The sequence below is a fragment of the Prevotella sp. LMAG:51 genome (assembly GCF_008680225.1).
Lineage (GTDB): Bacteria > Bacteroidota > Bacteroidia > Bacteroidales > Bacteroidaceae > Prevotella > Prevotella pectinovora.
The window spans coordinates 45,680-64,222 of the sequence record NZ_NALQ01000021.1; the positions used below are offsets into that span (position 1 = coordinate 45,680).

Below are 18,543 nucleotides of genomic sequence, written 5' to 3' on the forward strand. Positions count from 1 at the left end.
CAACTTGAAAAAAGCAAGATATTTATGAATCGCCTTATATTTTTACCCTTTGCCCTGACTATACCAAGCATTGCATCAGCACAGAATGACAAAGTTCGCGAGAATATACTCAATCCTGTTATCGTAACAGGTACAGGCACCTATAGAAAGGCAGAAAACTCACCCGTTGAAGTGAAGGTAATCTCGGCAAAAGAACTGAAAAATGCCAATGTGACAAGTCTGCAGGAAGCCTTGGCCAAACTCACATCAAACATAACCACCTATACAAACGGAATGGGCACCACCGTGAATTTCAACGGAATAAGCGACGCATACATGCTGATTCTCGTAAACGGCAAGAGAATGTCGGGCGACGACAGATGGAACCGTATCAGCATTGACAACATCAAGCGCATAGAAATCCTGTCGGGAGCAGCAAGCGCCCTTTATGGAAGTAATGCCATAGCCGGAGTGATAAACGTAATCACAGACGATGGCAAAAACAACCTTGAGGTGACAAGTAGCACAAAAGTGATGAACAAAGGCAGATTCGACCAGGATATCAACGTGGATATAACAAAGGGTAAATTCTCAAGCTACACAAGCTATAACCACCGTCAGGCTGACAACTGGCAAGTGAACAGATATCAGGAATTCAAGGAAGGCGACGAATCCGTATTGAAGCTTACCGGCAGACCGATGTCTACGGCTTTCAAGTCTGACAACATCAGCGAGAGGCTGGAGTGGAGATTCAATGACGAAATCGACATCTACCTTTCCGGCAACCTATATGGTCACAAAACCGGACGCGACAGAAACGCTACATACTACACACAGAAAGCAACTACCGACAAGACTACGGGGGACAAGACTTATACTTATACTTCAAAGCAAGCCTACACCTACGATATAAAACACAGGACATACAACTTGGGAGCTGGTGCAAGATGGGTGCCAAACAGAAATGTGCATCTCTACTTTGACGTATACATGGACAACTTCAAGTCGGCTTATGACTACTGGCAAACGGCAACCAAAGAAGCTTACGACGAAACACGCAAGAACACACAGTATATAAACGAGACCATAAAAGGTATTTTCAGGCTCAACAACTGGAACAAGCTATCGGCTGGCATAGAGATGGAACAGGAAAACCTGAAGAGCGCCTCTGACAATATTGACAAGGAGAGCACATATACATACAACCTGTTCGCACAGGATGAAATCCGCATTGTCAAAGGTCTGGAAGCTGTTGTGGGACTGAGATATACCTACAACAAGCACTTCGGAAGCAATGTGACTCCAAATGCGGCCCTCTTCTATCACATCGCCGGATTCAGAGCCAGAGTAAGCTATGCTGAAGGCTACCGTACCCCTACCCTCTCTCAGCTTTATGCTACCGACCAGACTAAGACATCTGCCCGATACACAATCAACAACACCAGGCTGAAGCCCGAAAAGAACAGATTCTGGAATGCCAACCTGGAATATGCCAACAAGTGGTTCACCCTGAGCGTCAGCGGATTCCTCAACAATATCCGCAACATGATAAACTACCGCACCATGACACAGACTGAGATTGAAGCCAGTGAGAAACTGACGGCACTCTATAATGAAGGCTGGACAACTATACGTCAACGCGACAATATAGACAAAGCCACCATAAAGGGAATATCAACAAACTTAAAGCTTCTTCTCCCATATGGATTCTCTGCTTCTGCAGGCTATACATTCTGCGATACCAAGGCAAAAAGCGTGACGCTTGACAAAAAGACACAACAATATAAGATGTCAGAAACTCCAGTGGACAAGAGCGTGAAAAATGTTGTAAATGTATCTGCCGCATGGGACAAAAGCTGGGGTTCATATCATCTAAACACCCAGATCAACGGTCACATACAGGGCAAAAGATACTCAAATACATATGGTTACGCTCCTGAATATCAGCAATGGGACATTGTTACGCGGCACACTTTCAGCCTGAAACAATTTACCATAACACCAGGTGTAGGCATAGACAATATCTTCAACAAGCGTGACACATCTTACTGGAATTCTAATTTCTCTACAATAAATCCTGGAAGATCCGTTATATTGAGTGTAACTTTAAAATTCAAAGACTGATATGAGAATATATGTGGCAGGCATCGGACCTGGCAGTGCGGAAGATATAACTCCCGCACTTCAACAGGCCGTAGCAGACAGTAACGTAGTTGTAGGATACAAATATTACTTCCAGTTCATCGAGAAGTTCATATCCGACGATACAGTCTGCATAGACACCGGAATGAAAAAAGAACGCCAACGTGCCGAGATGGCCTTTGAATATGCCGAGAAGGGGAATACCGTGTGTGTGGTTTCCAGCGGCGATGCCGGCATATATGGCATGGCTCCTCTCATTTATGAGATGAAGCGTGAGAAGGAATCCAAAGTGGAAATCGTCTCAATACCCGGCATCAGCGCATTCCAGAAAGCAGCCTCCCTCCTCGGAGCTCCGATGGGACATGACTTCTGCGTAATATCCATGAGCGACCTCATGACGCCCTGGCATGTGATAGAGAAAAGAATTGTTGCTGCAGCGGAAGCTGACTTCATCACTGCCGTATATAACCCTAAAAGCAACGGCAGATACTGGCAGTTGTACCGTCTGAAAGAACTGTTTCTCAAATATAGAAGCGAGGACAATATCGTAGGATACGTGAGACAAGCAGGACGTGAGGAACAAAGTGTAAAGATCACAACGCTGAAGGATTTCAATCCTGAGGATATAGATATGTTTACAGTGGTAATAATTGGCAACAGCCAGTCTTACAACTGGAACGGATCGTTCATCACCCCACGTGGCTATTACCGCAAAGACAAGGAGGATGAAGATTGCAAAGTGGGGCAAAGCATAATGATAAAGTCTTTCCGAACTATCAGAAATGAACTGAAGAACCGGGACATCCCTACATGGAAACTATGGCCACTCCTTCATGCCATTCATACTACGGCAGACTTCGATATGGAAAACCTGTTGTGGATGGACAACGAAGCCACAGTAAAGATTTACGACAAGGTAAAAAGCAGAGAAATAAAGGTTATTGTTACAGATGTCTCTATGGTAGCATCCGGCATACGCAAGGGAGCACTGGAGCGACTTGGAATAGAAACCGTATGCTACATCAATGACCCCCGCGCTATAGAAATGGCCAAAGAAAAAAACATAACCCGCGCTCAGGCCGGGATGCGGCTTGCTTCACAAGAGCATCCCAACGCCCTATATGCCTTCGGCAATGCTCCTACAGCACTGCTGGAACTCTGTTCGCTGGTAAGAAAACAAATTTGCAGACCTGCAGGAATAGTGGGAGCACCTGTCGGATTCGTACATGTTGAGGAAAGCAAACACGCAGCCAAGGCTCTCACCGATATACCTAAAATCATAATTGACGGAAGGAAGGGCGGAAGTAATCTTGCAGCAACGCTCATAAACAGCATTCTGACATTCGACGATGCAGAACAATTGAGACCGGGCAGAGACGTATAACCCTATTATAAGTAGTGAAGACATGAATAAATGTTATATTATAGGACTCTCCGACAGCCACAGACTTTGCCTCACACCAGAGGTCATGAAAATCATATCCGCAGGAAGAGTCTTCTCCGGTGGTATGCGCCATCATGAAATCATAGCCAGCATGTTGCCCACCAGATACGTATGGATAAACATTACCATACCAATTACCGACGTACTGGAAAAATACAAGCACCATGATGAACTGGTAATTTTCGCCTCAGGCGACCCCCTGTTCTATGGTTTCGCCAATACCGTAAAGAGGTCTTTTCCTGAAGTACAAATGAAAGTGTTTCCCACATTCAACTCTCTTCAGCTACTTGCACACAAACTAAATCTCGCTTATAATGACATGTACACGGCATCGCTTACCGGCAGACCGTGGGACCGGTTAGACGAAGCCCTCATACGCGGAGAACGTCTCATTGGCTGTCTCACCGACAAGAACAAGACTCCACATGAGATATGGCAAAGAATGCACACCTATGGCTACGACAACTACGAAATGTATGTGGGTGAAAACCTTGGCAATGAAGAAAAAGAGAACTTTGGACAATACGACCCTGCCAAAGGTTACTCTACCCCTAATTGCATAATATTGGAACAAAGAAAACTCATACGCCAGAATATCGGCATCCCAGACGAAGCCTTCCACTTGCTGGATGGCCGCAGCAGGATGATAACTAAAATGCCCGTACGTATGGCATCTTTGTCGGCCCTTCAGTTAGCTGAAAAGAAATCCTTCTGGGATATAGGATTCTGTACTGGTAGCGTGAGCATTGAGGCCAAGCTCGCCTATCCTCATCTGAAGGTCACGGCATTCGAAATACGCGACGAGGGAAAGGAACTCATGCTTGCAAACTCCAGGAAATTCCATGCCCCTGGCATTGACGCAAGGATAGGCGACTTCTGCAATATGGACATAAGCGACTGCCCCCTGCCCGACGCCGTATTCATCGGCGGTTATGGAGGCAAGATGAAAGAAGTACTTATAAAAGTAAAAAATGTCTTGTCTCACTCTGGTTGCATAGTTTTCAATTCTGTCAGCGAAACAAGCAAAGACTCTTTCTTCAGCATTACGAGAGAGTTAGGCATGACAACAGAAATACTACACACGATAACTGTTGACGGCAACAACCCTATTACAATAATGAGAGCGATATGAGCTCCTGTGTTGTAGAACACAATACGTTTGAAAGCAATATGATAAAATACGAGACAATAAACGATGCAGGCAGACGTCTTGCAGACAAAATACGAAAAGGAAACTTGTGCTTTGATGGTGAGGCGATAGTCTTCATCGGAGCATTGGGCATCTGCGTGAGAAAAATACTTCCCATTGTCAAAGACAAACACACCGACCCCGCAGTAGTATGTGTAGACTCAACAGGGAAATACGTAATTCCTGTTTTGAGCGGACACGTGGGCGGTGCCAACGGCCTTGCCCGAGAAATAGCGAAAGTTATAAATGCTGAGGCTATTATAACCACCCAGAGCGACAATACCGGTCTGTGGTCTCTCGACACCATAGCCAAGCGCTTCGGATGGCAAATCACCAAAATGACAAATGAGGAAATGAATAAAGTCATCGCTACATTTGTCAACAAATGCCCAACCGCCCTCGTGTGTGAAGTGGATGACGAAGGAACAAGATATTTGAAATCCTCATGCCCGACACATGTCACAGTCTACGACAGCTATAATGACTATTTGTCAGATGGCAATTCTAACGACAAGACTACCGGTAATGACAAATGGAATAAAGAATTGCTGATCTTGGTGTCTCCACACAGATATGACATAAGCAGAGTGAAACATATCCAGTATTGTCCGCAATGCCTCAATCTCGGCATTGGTTGCCAGAAAGACGCTCCCACTGGTATTGCCAACGAAATATTGTCGAATGTCCGCAATGAAGGCTATGCTATGGAGAGCATACGAACTGTCTCAACCATAACATTGAAGAAAGACGAGGCTGCATTGAAGAAACTCCAAGCCCTATTGCCATGGGCCGAACTGAATATCTATCCTGCCGAGACTCTTTGCCAGATAGAGGTTCCGAACCCTTCCGACAAGGTATTTGAAGTGACAGGCTGCCATGGTGTTGCTGAGGCTTCCGCATTGGCTGCAAGCAGAAACGGCAGTTTGGTGGTGGAGAAACAGAAAGGTAGTGTGTCTGCCGGCGACAAGACGTTTTTCTATACATGGGCTCTTGGTGAAGACGAATTTGCATGCCACAAACCAGACATGAACAATAGCCTTGACAACGGACACATAGAAATAGTGGGGGCTGGTCCAGGCGACCCTGATCTTATAAGCGTGCGCGGCAGGAAATTCCTCGAGCAGGCAGATCTTATCCTTTATGCAGGAAGTCTTGTACCCAAGGAACTGACATACTGTGCCAAAGCGGGAGCCACAGTACGCTCATCTGCAGGAATGGACCTTGAGGAGCAATTCCACCTGATGAAGAAATTCTATGACGAAGGAAAACTCATAGTGCGTCTCCATACAGGCGACCCTTGTATCTATGGTGCCATACAGGAACAGATGGCATATTTCGACGAATACGGTATGCACTACCACATCACTCCTGGTATCAGCAGTTTTCTTGCTGCCGCTGCAGAACTCAGAAGCCAGTTCACAATCCCGGAAAAATGTCAGACTATCATCCTGACCCGTGGCGAAGGACGTACTCCAATGCCCGACAAAGAGAAGCTCCATCTCTTGGCAGAGCATCAATCCACTATGTGTATATTCCTCAGTGCCAGCATTGTAGACGAAGTGATGAAAGAACTCCTCGATGGAGGTTATCCTCCCGAAACGCCTGTTGCGGCATGCTATAAATTAACATGGAAAGAGCAGCGCATTTATCGTGGCCAACTGAAAGACCTGTCCAAGATTCTCAAGGACAACAACCTTACTCTCACAACAATGATAGTTGTAGGAGAGGCTATCGACAATCGTAATGGTCTGAGCAAACTCTACGACGGACATTTCACTCATCTATTCAGAAAGGGTAAAGAATGATACTTATCTTTGGCGGCACAACAGAAGGCCGCATCGCTGTGGAGGTATGCGAAGAAGCAGGAAAGCCATTCTACTACTCCACAAGAAGCAAGCTGCAAGAAGTGGAGATGCACAACGGCGTGCGTCTCTCTGGAAGCATGTCCGCCACTGAGATAAAGTCATTCTGCCACGACAATAATATCTGCTGCATCATCGACGCTGCCCACCCCTTTGCCGAAAACCTGCACAAGGCGATTGAAGAAGCAGGCATTCCTGTAATAAGGGTTGAACGTTCTTTCCCACGCCACGCCATCGGTGTGACATATTGCCATAGCTATGAAGAAGCTATCAGTAGACTCGAAGCTGACGACATCAACTGTCTGCTGGCGTTGAGTGGAGTAAACACTATCAGTAAGTTGGAAGCTTATTGGCGGAAACATACAACTTTCTTCCGAATCCTCGACAGACAGGAGAGTCTTGACAAAGCGGAGGTCTCAGGTTTCCCAAGTGAGCATCTGGTAATGTATAACGAAAACCTTGAGATACCATCAGCCGAAGCTGAAAAGGCCATGATGAAGCGCATTGGCTGCGATGCCATACTGACCAAGGAAAGCGGATTGTCCGGAGGATTCGACGCAAAGATAGAGGCAGCACAAAAACTAGGGCTGAAAATCTACGTAATCGAGCATCCTGCACTTCCCGGCGATTGGGTTTACGTAACAGGAAAATACGGACTAAGACGAAGCATCGAACAGATGATGCCCGATTTCTTTCCACTGAAAACAGGTCTCACTACCGGTGCCTGCGCCACAGCTGCTACAAAAGCAGCACTTCTCTCCCTCTTGTTTGATGATGACGACGAGGAAGTTTCCTTCTCTCTTCCTGATGGTGAAATACTCACTATCCCCGTTGAACACAACGCCAAAGGAATTGCCACCGTCACAAAAGACTTCAGCGACGATCCGGATGTGACAAGAGGCTGTAGAATAACATCTCGCATCTCTTGCCCTGTCAGACAACAGGATACAGGCAATCCAACGATGAGCCGACAACAGATAAGGTTTCTTCATGGCAGTGGAGTTGGCACCGTCACTCTTCCAGGCTTGGGCATCCCTATCGGCGAACCTGCAGTGAACCCAACGCCCCGTAAAATGATTATAAATGAAATAAGCCGTATCACGAACATGGACGTTGATGTAACGATAAGCGTGGAGAACGGAGAGGAAATAGCCAAACATACTTTCAATCCGAGGGTAGGTGTGGTTGGTGGCATTAGCATCTTAGGCACATCAGGCATTGTCCACCCTCTTTCCAACGATGCCTTCATACGAAGCATACGCCGCGAACTGGAAGTGGCATGGGCCATGGGGCGACGAGAGATCGGACTCGTTGCCGGAATGAAAAGCGAAAAGGCATTGAGGGAAGAAAGGGACATACGCTGCATACACTACGGCAATTTCATTGGCGAGGCGCTGAAAGCTGCCTATGATATTGGATTCAGGCGTGCAACTCTCGCCATCATGATAGGAAAAGCAGTGAAATTGGCGGATGGAAACCTAGACACTCACTCACACAAAGTGGTTATGAACAAAGATTTCCTTATCTCCACCGCCAAGCAACTCGGCATAGACCCATCTCCCATCAGCCACATAACAATGGCAAGGGAGCTATGGAACATCATGCCAGCCTGTTTTTTCGAAAGGATAAAATCTCTCTGCCATGAAAACACCAAGACTGTTTTCCCGCAAGGAGAAATAAAAATAAAACTGATATGCGACACTCTACAATGATGACATTGCTCATACTGGGCATCATAGTTCTGGCTATGCTGAATCTGGCTGTAGGCTCAGTAGCCATTCCAGTAAACGCTGTATTGACAATCCTCAATCCCTTCAGCGACAAGGCCCTGCAAGGAGCGAATGCTGAGGTGTGGACAAATATCATAATATACACGCGATTGCCTCAAACCATTACAGCCATGGCCTGTGGCGCAGGCTTGTCTGTAGCCGGACTTGAGATGCAGACCGTCTTCCGCAATCCCCTTGCCGGACCTTCCGTACTGGGCATTTCCAGTGCTGCAAGTCTTGGTGTAGCTTTCGTTGTATTGCTAAGCGGAGCCATCGGCGGCACACCCCTGTCGAGTTTCGGCATTATCGGCAACACAGCCATAACCATTGCCGCCATTTTCGGTGCCATGCTCGTGATGTCGCTGATAGTCTTTCTCTCCCATAAGGTGGAAGGCAACGTCACTCTGCTCATCACCGGTGTACTCATAGGCTATATTGCCACAGCCATCATCGGAGTGCTCAAATATTTCTCAAGCGAGGAAGATATACGAGCCTACGTAATCTGGGGGCTCGGTTCCTTCTCCCGCGTCACAGGCGGACAGGTATATGTATTCACCGGTCTCACCGCTTTTCTCCTGCCATTTGTCATGCTACTCGCAAAGCCACTGAACATCTTGCTCTTGGGTGACCTCTATGCCACGAATCTCGGTCTCAATGTCAAACGGGCACGAATGCTTACTATTGCCTCCGCCGGCACTCTCACCGCTATCGTTACCGCCTATTGTGGTCCTATAATGTTCCTCGGTCTTGCCGTGCCTCACATATGCCGCGGTCTTTTCAACACCACCGACCACAATATATTGCTGCCAGCCAACGTGCTTTGCGGAGCGGCATTGGCTCTGCTTTGCAACTTCATTGCCCGAATGCCAGGCTTCGAAGGAGCACTTCCGATTAACTCAGTCACATCGCTCATCGGAGCACCGATAGCATTGTCTATCCTACTGAAAAAGAAAAGAAATCTGATCTGACAAACATAAACATAGCGACAATGAAATCATTCCTCATAGGAGCCGCCACATCAAACAGCGGCAAAACGACATTCACAATGGGACTGCTGCGTGCTCTCACCCAACGAGGACTCTGCGTGCAGCCTTTCAAATGCGGCCCTGACTATATCGACACCATCTTCCACCATATGGCGTCAGGCAACGAGAGCCTTAACCTCGACACCTTCATGGCCTCTGCCCAACATGTAAGAAAAATATTCTCGGATTATTCACAAAATGCCGACGTTGCAATAGCAGAAGGCGTGATGGGACTCTTCGACGGCTACGACGGTTTTCACGGCAGCAGCGCCGAGATTGCCATCATGCTCCATCTTCCTGTCATCCTCATCGTCAACGCAAAGTCTATGGCCTACAGCGTGGCACCGCTGATCTATGGTTTCAAGAATTTCAACAAGAATCTTCAGATTGCCGGAGTGGTGTTCAACAACGTAGGGTCTGAAAATCATTTCCGGTTTCTGAAATCTGCCTGCAACGACGCCGGAGTGGAATGCTTTGGCTATATGGCCAAGAACAGCGAACTGACAATCCCAGGCAGGCATCTTGGGCTTACAATATCCGAAAGACAGGAAATGAACCGCATCATAGAAGCTGCCGCCAAAGAAATAGAAAAGCATGTAGACATTGACAAAATCCTTGAATCATGAGAATCCTGATAGCAAAAGACGAGGCTTTCAACTTCATATATCGTGCCAACATCGACTCGCTCCGCACAATGGGCGAAGTCAGGTTTTTCTCACCTCTTCACGACAGTCATCTGCCTTCGTGCGATATTCTCTATCTGCCAGGAGGCTACCCCGAACTATATCTCGACGACATCTCGGGAAATTCTGAAATGATGGCAGAAATCAAGGCCTATGCCGAAAACGGAGGCAGGATATTTGCAGAATGTGGAGGTTTCATGTACCTGTGCCACGATATTGACAACATTCCGATGTGCGGTGTCTTCCCTTTCAGCGCCTCGATGCGCGACGCCCGCCTGCATCTGGGCTACAGACAGATGTATCTGACAATCGATGGCAGGAACCAATGCATAAGAGGACATGAATTCCATTATTCCGACATCAATGATGACGTTACACTGACAGACGAGACCTCTCACAACAAGAGCTTTTACAATGGGGAAATACACAAAGAATGCATACAGCTTTCTGCAAAAAACACCAAGACCACCACGGCTCTATACAGATATAAAAATGTAGTAGCAGGCTACACCCACTGGTATTGGGCAGAGACTGGATTCCCCTTCTTCAAAATTTCAACAATCAGACTATAACATTATGACACACAATATATTACACCCTTTAATGCTTGCAGGCACTGGAAGCGACGTAGGCAAAAGCATAATTGCCACTGCCCTCTGCCGCATCTTCTTGCAGGAGGGCTACCACCCTGCCCCTTTCAAGGCGCAGAACATGGCTCTCAACTCTTATGCCACACCCGACGGACTGGAAATCGGCCGTGCCCAGGCTGTACAGGCAGAAGCTGCCGGAGTGGTCTGCACTACAGACATGAACCCCCTGCTGCTGAAACCCAACTCCGAACACACCACACAAGTGGTACTGAACGGACGACCGATAGGCAACCGCTCGGCATACGATTATTTCCGCAAAGAGGGTCGCGAAGAACTACGCAAGGCAGTGAACGCAGCCTTCGACAGGCTCAGCCAATCTTTCTGTCCGATTATCATGGAGGGTGCCGGGAGCGTGTCTGAAATAAACCTACGCGACTCAGACCTCGTGAACATGCCAATGGCCCGGCATGCCGACGCTGACGTAATTCTCGTGGCTGATATAGACCGTGGCGGTGTATTTGCATCATGCTATGGCAGTGTGATGCTGCAGACTCCCGATGACAGGAAGAGGATAAAGGGCATAATAATAAACAAGTTCCGCGGAGACATTCGTCTCTTCGATGAGGGAAAGAAACTACTGGAGCAGATATGCGGCATCCCTGTGCTGGGCATAGTACCGATGTTCAAAGACATCGTGATAGAAGAGGAAGACAGCGTGGAACTGGAGCGCAAAGCCCGTCAGATGGCTACCGACAAGGTGAACGTTGCGGTGGTGCTGCTCCGACATATATCAAACTTCACAGACTTCAACATACTGGAGCGCGACGAGCGCGTCAACCTGTTCTATACCAACAATACCGCCGATATAGAAAAAGCCGACATCATCATTCTGCCCGGCACGAAAGCAACCCTCGACGATTTATACGAATTGCGCAAAAACGGTGTTGCCCAAGCAATAGTAAGGGCACATCGCAACGGGAAGACCGTCATCGGCATCTGTGGCGGCTATCAGATGTTGGGGCAATCGGTGCTCGATCCTCATGCCGTGGAAGGCAGCATTCCGCAACTGCCCGGACTCGGCCTTCTCGACACCATAACCGAGATGTTGCCAGAAAAGACCACACGGCAGACGGATTTCATTTTCAACGGTAAAGAGTGCAAAGGCTACGAAATCCATCAGGGCATTACCACCTACAGCCAGGGCAACGACAGAGCAGGCCAGAAAGCCGACCTTATTGTCAGCGGAAACAACTGCACGGGCACCTACCTCCACGGATTTCTCGACAACTCTGCCGTGACAGACCATTTCATCACCCCCCTCTGCAAGAGTAAAGCCAAGGCAGGCAATGTCAGCATTGAGGAATTCAAGAACAGACAGTACGACCTCCTTGCCGACCACGTGAGAAAATATGTAGACATAGAAAAACTTATCAAAATAATGACACCATGATACATGGACACGGCGACGACCTATATAAATACAAGAATGTGGAGATGAACTTCTCCACCAACATATTCAACCACTTCGACCATTCGCGGCTTTTCGCCTATCTCTCCGAAAAGTTGCCACTCATAACAAGCTACCCTGAACCTGCGCCAGCATCTCTCGAAAGAGCGATAGCACGGCAGACAGGTGTTGAGGCAGACTGCATTATGGTGACCAACGGAGCCACGGAGGCCATATACCTCATTGCCCAATGTTTCAGTGGGAAGACACAACACATCCTGCAACCCACCTTCGCAGAATATGGCGACGCCTGCAGCATGTACGGCAGCCGGATCCACACCCTGTCAAAGATAACGCCATCCGACCGGTTCGGCAACAACGACACCGTGTGGTTCTGCAACCCCAACAACCCCACAGGCACCGTGACAGACCACGATGTCGTGTCTGCCGTCATCAGCAACAATCCCGACACATTGTTCATTATCGACCAGAGCTACTCCCACTACACGCTCAAGCGTACTCTCCAGCCCCGGGAGTGTGCCCGTCAAGGCAATGTGCTTCTGCTGAACTCCATGACAAAAGACTTCGGAATCCCCGGACTGCGCCTCGGCTTCGTCACTGCCAGCCGCCGGCTCATATCCCTGCTCCGCAGCCACCGCATGCCGTGGTCGGTAAACAGCCTTGCCATCTGCGCCGGCATGTTTCTGCTCAAACACCATGAAGACTATAGCATCGACACGGCAGCTCTCTGCTCTGAGCGGGAACGGGTAGGCAGGCTCATTGAGGAACTTGGCATAATGACGTATCCTTCAGACTCAAATATGCTGCTCTGCAGACTGCCGGAATCAGACGCTGCCACGCTGAAGGAATTCCTCGTTGCTTCACACAGCATACTGATACGTGACGCAAGCAACTTCGAGACGCTCACTCCGCAGCATTTCCGCATAGCCGTGCAGACTCGCGAAGAAAACGACAAACTGATAAAATCTCTGGAAGAATGGATGAAACAATGAATTTTCTGAATACCCACATCATGTTAGCAAGCCTTCTCACAGGTTGGGCTCTCGACATCATCTTCGGCGACCCCTCACGGCTCCCCCACCCTGTGGTATATATGGGCAGATGGATTTCCATGGGCGAACACAGGCTCAACTGCGGCAAAAGAAAGCGACTTAAAGGTGCTGTCTTTGCCGTTTCAAGCATCTTGATGACGTTCGGCATCATGTGGCTGCTGACAGAGGCGCTCAGAATGCTGACAGACAGCTACGACACGGGATGGGCTTTTCCGCTGCTCTCCTATGCGTTGGGGTCGCTCTGCGTCTTCTTCTGCCTTGCCGGAAAGACGTTGCGCCGCGAAGTGAGGATGGTATTCGGAAAACTAGAACTGGGACTTGACGAGGGCCGACAGCAGGTGGCCAGGATTGTGGGACGCGACACTCTGTCGCTCTCCCGGCAGGAAGTGTCTACGGCAGCTCTGGAGACACTTGCCGAAAACCTCTCCGATGGTGTCATTGCTCCGCTTTTCTGGTTTGCCCTGCTTGGTGTGCCGGGAATGATGGCCTATAAGATGATAAACACCCTCGACTCCATGATAGGCTATCAGAACAAGCGCTACAAAGACTTCGGCTGCTGGGCAGCCCGCATCGACGACATAGCCAACTATCTGCCTGCACGCCTCACCGCCCTGCTGATGATATTGGCAGGATGGGGCTATATGCAGTTCTCCAGATCGCGCTCACGACGCTCTCTTGCGTATTACCTGCAAACTACCAGACGTTACTCCCGTTGCCATGCCTCGCCTAACAGCGGATGGCCTGAGGCCGCTCTCTCGTCATTGCTCGACTGCCGTTTCGGCGGTCCTCACGATTATTTCGGCGAACTGTTCTATAAGCCCTATATCGGTTCAAATGCCCGTCCTATAACATTCTCCGACATGACATCAAGTCTGCACATCTGCCTTGCTGCTGAAATCATCGCTGTAGTGGCAGCTGCTGCCATTGTTGTATAGTCCGTGGTCTGCCAGGAGGAAGGATATTCTTATCAGCCTATAAAAAAAGATGCATCCTGCCATTGCAAGACGCATCTTTTTTTATAGCATTTCCAAATTGTCTGCCGCTTGTCAAAAGGCAACAGACCAATTTCGCAGAACAATCATACTTGTCCGGATAAAAGTTTTTATTCCACAAAACGAGACAAACCCCTGTCCGTCAAGAAGATAGCTGTTACTTGTCGAGCAAGATGTTCATCATCTCGCAGGCAGCCTTTGCCACTGAAGTGCCAGGACCGAAGATTGCAGCCACACCAGCCTTGTAGAGGAAGTCGTAGTCCTGTGCCGGGATAACTCCACCGGCGATAACCATGATGTCCTCACGTCCGAGTTTCTTCAGTTCCTCAATAAGCTGAGGAATGAGAGTCTTGTGACCAGCGGCGAGCGAACTGGCACCCACGATGTTCACGTCGTTCTCCACAGCCTCTCTTGCAGCCTCAGCCGGAGTCTGGAACAATGGTCCCATATCCACGTCGAAGCCACAGTCAGCATATCCTGTAGCCACTACCTTGGCACCTCGGTCATGACCGTCCTGACCCATTTTAGCAACGAAGATACGTGGTCTGCGTCCTTCCTTCTTAGCGAACTCTTCCGTCAACTCACATGCCTTATGGAAATCTGAGTCGTTCTTACTTTCTGATGAATACACGCCTGAAATTGTTCTTATAACTGCTTTATAACGTCCTACGATTTCCTCGCAGGCATCACTGATCTCTCCAAGGGTGCAGCGCAGCTTGGCACACTCCACAGCCTTCTCCAAGAGGTTGCCCTCTCCCGTGCGCACGCATTCTGTGAGTGCAGCAAGAGCCTCCTTGCATTTCTCGTTGTCGCGGTTTGCACGCAGTTCAGCGAGTCCCTTCACCTGCTCCTCTCTTACAGCAGAGTTGTCCACCTCCAGGATGTCGATAGGATCCTCATGGTCAAGACGATACTTGTTAGTACCGACGATAACCTGCGAACCGCTGTCGATACGAGCCTGTGTGCGTGCGGCAGCCTCCTCGATGCGCATCTTCGGCACTCCGGTCTCGATGGCCTTTGCCATTCCGCCGAGCTTCTCGATTTCCTGTATGTGCTCCCATGCCTTGTGTGCGAGCTCGTTTGTCAGGCTCTCCACATAGTATGAACCAGCCCATGGGTCGATGTGCTTGCAGATCTTGGTCTCGTTCTGTATATAAATCTGAGTGTTTCGTGCGATACGTGCAGAGAAGTCAGTAGGCAATGCGATGGCCTCGTCGAGAGCGTTTGTATGCAGACTCTGAGTATGTCCGAGGGCTGCAGTCATTGCCTCGATGCAGGTACGACCCACGTTGTTGAACGGATCCTGCTCTGTGAGCGACCATCCTGATGTCTGACAGTGTGTTCTGAGCATCAGCGACTTTGCGTTCTTCGGGTTGAACTGCTTGATTACCTTTGCCCACAGCATACGTGCTGCGCGCATTTTGGCAACCTCCATGAAGTGGTTCATCGAAATTCCCCAGAAGAAAGACAGACGTGGAGCGAAGGCGTCGATGTCGATACCTGCGTTCACACCGGCTCTCACATACTCCAGACCGTCGGCGATGGTGTAAGCCAGCTCGATGTCTGCCGTAGCTCCAGCCTCCTGCATGTGGTAACCGGAGATAGAGATAGAGTTGAACTTAGGCATCAGTTTGGATGTGTATCCGAAGATGTCGCTGATGATTCTCATTGAGAATGCAGGCGGGTAGATGTAGGTGTTTCTCACCATGAACTCCTTGAGAATGTCGTTCTGGATTGTTCCTGCCATCTCCTCGAGCTTGGCTCCCTGCTCCAGTCCTGCCACGATGTAGAATGCCATTACAGGCAACACGGCACCGTTCATGGTCATAGATACCGACATCTTGTTGAGCGGAATTCCGTTGAAGAGCACTTTCATGTTCTCGATCGAGCAGATAGACACGCCAGCCTTACCCACGTCGCCCACCACACGAGCGTTGTCCGGGTCGTAGCCGCGGTGTGTAGGGAGGTCGAATGCCACCGACAGACCTTTCTGTCCGCTGGCGAGGTTTCTACGGTAGAATGCGTTGCTCTCCTCGGCAGTAGAGAATCCTGCATACTGACGGATTGTCCATGGGCGGAAAGGATACATCATGCTGTAAGGTCCGCGCAGGAACGGAGGAAGGCCGGCAGTATATCCGAGATGCTCCATGCCCTCCAGGTCTTCTTTGGTATAAACAGGCTTTACCTCAATGTGTTCAGGGGTTTTCCAGTTTGCCTTGATGTTGTTTGACTCCTGCCAAGCAGCGCCATCAACGCTCTTTATACCTGAAAAAATATCTATGTCTTTAAAATTCTTTCTCATTTTATTCCCAGTTTTTGGTTATACTCCTTCAATGTCTCAAGCACATTGCACTTCACGTGTATAAAGTTCTCTATACCCTTTGCCTTGAGGTCTTCCATGCATGCCGGTGCTCCAGCCACTACGAACATGGCTCTGCCGTTGAGGTATTCGAAGGCAGGCACTGCGTATTCAGCATATTCGTCGTCGCTCGAACAAAGCACCACGATGTCGGCGCCAGCCTTGAGTGCTGCGTCCACGCCTTCCTCCACGGTCTTGAATCCGAGGTTGTCCATCACCTTGTAGCCGGCGCAAGCCAGGAAGTTGCAGCTGAACTGTGCTCTTGCCTGTCTCATTGCCAGGTTTCCGATAGTGAGCATGAAGGCAGTAGGAGTCTTCTCGCTTTCCTCCACCGAGATTCTCAGGTCTTCGAAGTCGGCAGCCAGACGTGTTGTCTTTATAGCCTTGAAGGCTTCCTCGTGTGCGCCCTTGTCAGCGCATCCGCAGCATGCGTTCTTTGCGCGCTTTCCTTCGCTTTTCTCCGTGAAGTTAGGGAACTGGTTTGTACCCAGTATGAATTCCTTTCTCTTTGCGGCAGCGTCGTGGCGCTTGGCGTTTGTGGCGTTGATGTCGTCCTGCACGATTCCCTTCTTTGCAGCCTCCAGGAATCCACCGTTGTCTTCCACGTTGAGGAAGATCTTCCAGGCCTCGTTGGCGAGCGATGTGGTGAGCTCTTCGATGAAGTAGCTTCCTGCTCCCGGGTCCACCACCTTGTCGAAGTGGCTCTCCTCCTTGAGCAGCAGCTGCTGGTTGCGTGCGATGCGCTCCGAGAATTCGTTAGGAGTCTCGTATACGGCGTCGAACGGCAACACCTCTATTGAATGCACTCCGGCGAGAGCGGCGCTCATTGCCTCTGTCTGTGAGCGGAGCATGTTGACATAGCTGTCAAACATCGTCATGTTGTATTTTGATGTGGCAGCGTTCACGCACATCATGCATGATGCGTCGTCTTTCGGTGCATACTGCTTCACGATTTCCGCCCACAGCATTCTGGCTGCACGGAATTTTGCCATTTCCATGAAGAAGTTCTCCGAGATGCCGAGGTTGAACTTGATGTTCTTTGCAGCCTCGTCGGCGTCTGTTCCTGCTTCCACGAGCTGGTTCATGTATTCGTTGCCCCATGCCAGTGCATATCCGAGTTCCTGCACGATGTAGGCTCCGTTGTTGTTGAGCGCCACAGCGTTCACGCAGATTGTGCGGAAGTTGGGGTATTCCTTCATTGCCTCCACGATCTGCGGTGCCTGTGCGAGCAGGGCCACCGTGTCGAGTCCCTTCACCACGATTTTCTCCATCGGGTCCCAGTTGAAAGAACCCACGATCTTCGTCTTGTCATATCCCTTCGCCGTGAAATACCCGTCCAGGATCTTTGCCAGTTCCAGGGTGTGGCGTTTGCAGGTGTTGAAGTTTAGCTCCACGGCTTCGCATTCGATTCCCTTGAGCAGTGTCTCGACGAAATCCTTGGAGATGTTCTTTCCCGGTATCTTGAACGACAGCGAGTCCACTCCCCTGTTCAGGATGTCCAGCGCCTTTTCGTTTGCCGCTGCGGCGTCGTCGGCCATGATGCGCTGTCTCACGTACCATGCGTTGTCGCCCTTCTTGTTGCCGCGTACGAACGGGAATTCTCCCGGAAGTGAGTCTGGTGTCTTGAGGTTCTCAAGGTCTTCCTTCAGATAAAAAGGCTGCACGTTGAATCCCTCGTTTGTGCGCCAGACGAGACGTTTGTTAAAGTCGGCTCCCTTCAGGTCCACCTGAATCTTGTCAAGCCATTCTTGACGTGTAGGAGCCTTAAACTCCGTAAAGAGTTGCTCTTTGCAATTCGACATAGTGTGTAGTATTATATAAGTTAATATGTTTCAAAGTATTATACAAACACAATGAATCGGGCGCCACAATCCGTGTGGCACTTTCTCCTAAATGCAAAGGTAAAGCAATTTTTCAATATTCAGAAAAAAACGGAAGAGTTTTTTACAAAACAATATCAAAAATCATGTCTTTACGAAACACTTTGAC

The 18,543-nt window shown here is 49.1% G+C and carries 13 protein-coding genes; 11 read left to right on the forward strand and 2 right to left on the reverse strand.

Annotated elements, in window-relative coordinates:
- Window positions 1–24: 24 nt before the first annotated feature.
- The 11 genes from CCC32_RS07215 to cbiB are packed head-to-tail and all read left to right on the forward strand — an operon-like array spanning window position 25 to window position 14,138.
- Window positions 25–2,103 (forward strand): TonB-dependent receptor plug domain-containing protein, encoded by a 2,079-nt coding sequence (locus tag CCC32_RS07215; RefSeq protein WP_287073338.1) that lies wholly within the window; start codon window positions 25–27, stop codon window positions 2,101–2,103.
- Between the two features lies 1 nt (window position 2,104).
- Complete coding sequence (cobJ, locus tag CCC32_RS07220; protein WP_287073340.1) at window positions 2,105–3,505, forward strand: precorrin-3B C(17)-methyltransferase; 1,401 nt, start codon at window positions 2,105–2,107, stop codon at window positions 3,503–3,505.
- A 22-nt stretch (window positions 3,506–3,527) separates the two neighbouring features.
- The gene (locus CCC32_RS07225; RefSeq protein ID WP_044064550.1) at window positions 3,528–4,697 is read left to right on the forward strand and encodes a bifunctional cobalt-precorrin-7 (C(5))-methyltransferase/cobalt-precorrin-6B (C(15))-methyltransferase; all 1,170 of its coding nucleotides are present in this window, start codon (window positions 3,528–3,530) and stop codon (window positions 4,695–4,697) included.
- A 38-nt stretch (window positions 4,698–4,735) separates the two neighbouring features.
- A complete protein-coding gene (gene cobM / locus CCC32_RS07230) occupies window positions 4,736–6,559 on the forward strand; it encodes a precorrin-4 C(11)-methyltransferase (RefSeq protein WP_231560846.1) in 1,824 nt (607 codons plus the stop codon).
- Complete coding sequence (cbiD, locus tag CCC32_RS07235) at window positions 6,556–8,328, forward strand: cobalt-precorrin-5B (C(1))-methyltransferase CbiD (RefSeq protein WP_287073343.1); 1,773 nt, start codon at window positions 6,556–6,558, stop codon at window positions 8,326–8,328. Before cobM ends, cbiD begins: the two co-directional genes overlap by 4 nt.
- Entirely contained in the window at window positions 8,310–9,353 is a 1,044-nt protein-coding gene (locus CCC32_RS07240; protein ID WP_287073346.1) for an iron chelate uptake ABC transporter family permease subunit, read from the forward strand. The genes cbiD and CCC32_RS07240 overlap by 19 nt, the downstream gene beginning before the upstream one ends.
- Window positions 9,354–9,373: 20 nt before the next feature.
- Window positions 9,374–10,036: a cobyrinic acid a,c-diamide synthase CobB gene (locus CCC32_RS12805; RefSeq protein WP_022317279.1), complete on the forward strand. Its 663-nt coding sequence runs from the start codon at window positions 9,374–9,376 to the stop codon at window positions 10,034–10,036.
- Window positions 10,033–10,665 carry a type 1 glutamine amidotransferase family protein gene (locus CCC32_RS12810; protein WP_022317280.1) on the forward strand — a complete coding sequence of 211 codons (633 nt, stop codon included), beginning with the start codon at window positions 10,033–10,035 and terminating at the stop codon, window positions 10,663–10,665. Before CCC32_RS12805 ends, CCC32_RS12810 begins: the two co-directional genes overlap by 4 nt.
- Window positions 10,666–10,669: 4 nt before the next feature.
- The gene (locus CCC32_RS07250; protein WP_022317281.1) at window positions 10,670–12,133 is read left to right on the forward strand and encodes a cobyric acid synthase; all 1,464 of its coding nucleotides are present in this window, start codon (window positions 10,670–10,672) and stop codon (window positions 12,131–12,133) included.
- Complete coding sequence (locus CCC32_RS07255) at window positions 12,130–13,143, forward strand: aminotransferase class I/II-fold pyridoxal phosphate-dependent enzyme (RefSeq protein ID WP_022317282.1); 1,014 nt, start codon at window positions 12,130–12,132, stop codon at window positions 13,141–13,143. The genes CCC32_RS07250 and CCC32_RS07255 overlap by 4 nt, the downstream gene beginning before the upstream one ends.
- Window positions 13,140–14,138, forward strand: a complete 999-nt coding sequence (cbiB, locus tag CCC32_RS07260; RefSeq protein ID WP_156145341.1) for an adenosylcobinamide-phosphate synthase CbiB — start codon at window positions 13,140–13,142, stop codon at window positions 14,136–14,138. The genes CCC32_RS07255 and cbiB overlap by 4 nt, the downstream gene beginning before the upstream one ends.
- A gap of 214 nt (window positions 14,139–14,352) precedes the next feature.
- On the opposite strand, the gene scpA is transcribed toward cbiB, so the two are convergent.
- Together scpA and mutA are read right to left on the reverse strand one after the other, a co-directional pair.
- Complete coding sequence (scpA, locus tag CCC32_RS07265) at window positions 14,353–16,497, reverse strand: methylmalonyl-CoA mutase (protein WP_022317284.1); 2,145 nt, start codon at window positions 16,495–16,497, stop codon at window positions 14,353–14,355.
- The gene (mutA, locus tag CCC32_RS07270) at window positions 16,494–18,356 is read right to left on the reverse strand and encodes a methylmalonyl-CoA mutase small subunit (RefSeq protein WP_042520074.1); all 1,863 of its coding nucleotides are present in this window, start codon (window positions 18,354–18,356) and stop codon (window positions 16,494–16,496) included. Before mutA ends, scpA begins: the two co-directional genes overlap by 4 nt.
- Between the last annotated feature and the right edge of the window lie 187 nt (window positions 18,357–18,543).

Coding starts and splice junctions, on each gene's coding strand:
- CCC32_RS07215 (WP_287073338.1), top strand. CDS start 25: ATGAATCGCCTTATATTTTTACCCTTTGCCCTGACTATACCAAGCATT.
- cobJ (WP_287073340.1), top strand. CDS start 2,105: ATGAGAATATATGTGGCAGGCATCGGACCTGGCAGTGCGGAAGATATA.
- CCC32_RS07225 (WP_044064550.1), top strand. CDS start 3,528: ATGAATAAATGTTATATTATAGGACTCTCCGACAGCCACAGACTTTGC.
- cobM (WP_231560846.1), top strand. CDS start 4,736: ATGATAAAATACGAGACAATAAACGATGCAGGCAGACGTCTTGCAGAC.
- cbiD (WP_287073343.1), top strand. CDS start 6,556: ATGATACTTATCTTTGGCGGCACAACAGAAGGCCGCATCGCTGTGGAG.
- CCC32_RS07240 (WP_287073346.1), top strand. CDS start 8,310: ATGCGACACTCTACAATGATGACATTGCTCATACTGGGCATCATAGTT.
- CCC32_RS12805 (WP_022317279.1), top strand. CDS start 9,374: ATGAAATCATTCCTCATAGGAGCCGCCACATCAAACAGCGGCAAAACG.
- CCC32_RS12810 (WP_022317280.1), top strand. CDS start 10,033: ATGAGAATCCTGATAGCAAAAGACGAGGCTTTCAACTTCATATATCGT.
- CCC32_RS07250 (WP_022317281.1), top strand. CDS start 10,670: ATGACACACAATATATTACACCCTTTAATGCTTGCAGGCACTGGAAGC.
- CCC32_RS07255 (WP_022317282.1), top strand. CDS start 12,130: ATGATACATGGACACGGCGACGACCTATATAAATACAAGAATGTGGAG.
- cbiB (WP_156145341.1), top strand. CDS start 13,140: ATGAATTTTCTGAATACCCACATCATGTTAGCAAGCCTTCTCACAGGT.
- scpA (WP_022317284.1), bottom strand. CDS start 16,497: ATGAGAAAGAATTTTAAAGACATAGATATTTTTTCAGGTATAAAGAGC.
- mutA (WP_042520074.1), bottom strand. CDS start 18,356: ATGTCGAATTGCAAAGAGCAACTCTTTACGGAGTTTAAGGCTCCTACA.